The organism is Salinicola sp. V024 (genome assembly GCF_052645315.1).
The window spans coordinates 1-3,191 of sequence record NZ_JBQXYB010000033.1; the positions used below are offsets into that span (position 1 = coordinate 1).

Consider the following 3,191-nt stretch of genomic DNA (forward strand, 5'->3'; position numbering starts at 1 on the left):
CACACCGACGCCGCCGGCAACACCGGCACGGCAACGACGACGCACGCTTATGGTGTCGATACCACTGCGCCGACGCTCGGCATCACGCTGGATACCATCGCCGGTGACAATATCCTCAACGCGGCCGAAGCCAACCAATCGATCCCGGTGAGCGGTCAGGTCAGCGGCGAATACGCCAGCGGCGATCGCGTGACGCTGACCGTGGGCAATCAAACCTATACCGGCAGCGTCAAAGCTGACGGCACGTTCTCGATCAACGTGCCGGGCTCGCAGCTGGCGAGCACCAGCAGCGTCAGCGCGGTGGTCAGCCACACCGACGCGGCGGGCAATACCGGCAGCGCCAACACCGCCGGCAGCTATGGTGTCGACACCGTCGCGCCGAGCATCTCGATCAGTCTCAACACCGTGGCCGGCGACGACGTGATCAATGCCGCCGAATCGCGGCAGAACGTTACCCTGAGTGGCACCGCCGGCGGCGACGCGGTCCAAGGCGATACGGTGACGGTCTCCGTGGGCGGCCAGAACTACACCACGACGGTCGGAGCCAATGGCGTCTTCAGCGTGGCGGTGCCGGGATCGGTGCTGGCGAATGCCGGCACCGACAGCATCCGTGCGTCCGTGTCCCACACCGACGCCGCCGGCAACACCGGCACGGCAACGACGACGCACGCTTATGGTGTCGATACCACTGCGCCGACGCTCGGCATCACGCTGGATACCATCGCCGGTGACAATATCCTCAACGCGGCCGAAGCCAACCAACCGATCCCGGTGAGCGGTCGGGTCAGCGGCGAATACGCCAGCGGCGATCGCGTGACGCTGACCGTAGGCAATCAAACCTATACCGGCAGCGTCAAAGCTGACGGCACGTTCTCGATCAACGTGCCGGGCTCACAGCTGGCGAGCCACACCAGTGTCAGCGCAGTGGTCAGCCACACCGACGCGGCGGGCAATACCGGCAGCGCCAATACCGCCGGCAGCTATGGTGTCGATACCACTGCGCCGACGCTCGGCATCACGCTGGATACCATCGCCGGTGACAATATCCTCAATGCGGCCGAAGCCAACCAACCGATCCCGGTGAGCGGTCGGGTCAGCGGCGAATACGCCAGCGGCGATCGCGTGACGCTGACCGTAGGCAATCAAACCTATACCGGCAGCGTCAAAGCTGACGGCACATTCTCGATCAACGTGCCGGGCTCACAGCTGGCGAGCCACACCAGCGTCAGCGCGGTGGTCAGCCACACTGACGCGGCGGGCAACATCGGCAGCGCCAATACCGCCGGCAGCTATGGTGTCGATACCGTCGCGCCGAGCGTCTCGATCAGTCTCAACACCGTGGCCGGCGACGACGTGATCAATGCCGCCGAATTGCGGCAGAACGTTACCCTGAGTGGCACCGCCGGCGGCGACGCGGTCCAAGGCGACACGGTGACGGTCTCCGTGGGCGGCCAGAACTACACCACGACGGTCGGAGCCAATGGCGTCTTCAGCGTGGCGGTGCCGGGATCGGTGCTGGCGAATGCCGGCACCGACAGCATCCGTGCGTCCGTGTCCCACACCGACGCCGCCGGCAACACCGGCACGGCAACGACGACGCACGCTTATGGTGTCGATACCACTGCGCCGACGCTCGGCATCACGCTGGATACCATCGCCGGTGACAATATCCTCAACGCGGCCGAAGCCGCCCAATCGATCCCGGTGAACGGTCAGGTCAGCGGCGAATACGCCAGCGGCGATCGCGTGACGTTGACCGTGGGCAATCAAACCTATACCGGCAGCGTCAAAGCTGACGGCACGTTCTCGATCAACGTGCCGGGCTCACAGCTGGCGAGCAACAGCAGCGTCAGCGCGGTGGTCAGCCACACCGACGCGGCGGGCAATACCGGCAGCGCCAATACCGCCGGCAGCTATGGTGTCGACACCGTCGCGCCGAGCATCTCGATCAGTCTCAACACCGTGGCCGGCGACGACGTCATCAACACGGCTGAAGCCAAGAGCAACGTCAGCGTCTCCGGCATCGCCGGCGGTGACGCGGTCCAAGGCGACACGGTGACGGTCTCCGTGGGCGGCCAGAACTACACCACGACGGTCGGAGCCAATGGCGTCTTCAGCGTGGCGGTACCGGGATCGGTGCTGGCGAATGCCGGCACCGACAGCATCCGTGCGTCCGTGTCCCACACCGACGCCGCCGGCAACACCGGCACGGCGACGACAACGCACGTTTATGGTGTCGATACCACTGCGCCGACGGCGGTTGCCGACACGGGGTCGACCCAGCAGGAGCAGGCGCTGAGCATCGATGCTGCACACGGTGTTTTAGCCAACGATTCTGACTTGGGTAGCGATAAGTCGACGCTGCATGTCGTCGCTATCAATGGCAGTTCGGAGGGCGTTGGAAAATCTATTGCCGGCTCTAACGGCGGAACGTTCATCGTTCAATCCGACGGCAGTTATCGATTTTTGCCGGGCGATACATACAACTCACTCGCTGCGGGCGAAAAAACCACGTCCCAGATCAGTTACACCGTCAGTGATGGTCACGGCAATGTTTCAGTAACCACATTGACTGCGACAATCGTTGGTACGAACGATGTGGCTATCATCAGCGGTCCTGCTGTTGGTAGCGTCTTTGAAGATAGCAACGTTAGCGGTGGGAAACTTGCTACGACGGGTTCGCTCTCGGTAACCGACATCGATACCGGGCAGTCGAGTTTTAACCCGGGTAGCGTGACCTTCACGGGCGCCAGCGGAACGACTAGTGGCGTCACCTCTTCGTTGGGCTCGCTCTCCGTTACGGCTGACGGTCTATGGACCTTTAATGCCGATAACAACAAGGTTCAATACCTTGCTGAAGGTCAGGTTCGGACCGAGACATTTACGGTGAAATCAGCTGATGGTTCCGCGAGTCAGACCATCACTATCAATATTATCGGTACTAACGATGCCCCGATCGTCCGTGCCGACACCGGCAGCACGGGCGAGAACGCTACTCTCAATGTCGCTGCGGGCCAGGGCGTGCTGGCCAATGACAGCGATGTCGATGGAGGCATCCTGAGCGTCAGCGCTGTCAACGGCGTAACAGGTAGCGTGGGGCAGGCCATCACCGGCTCCAACGGTGGGACCTTTACCCTTAACGCCGATGGCTCCTACAGCTTCAATCCGGGCTCGGCGTTCGATCGCCTGGC

At 62.9% G+C, this 3,191-nt stretch carries 1 protein-coding gene; it reads left to right on the top strand.

The genetic code is table 11. The features are described 5' to 3' along the window. A partial coding sequence (locus tag ACUN9V_RS19845; protein WP_445512663.1) for a beta strand repeat-containing protein occupies positions 1 to 3,191 on the top strand: 3,191 nt, incomplete at both ends.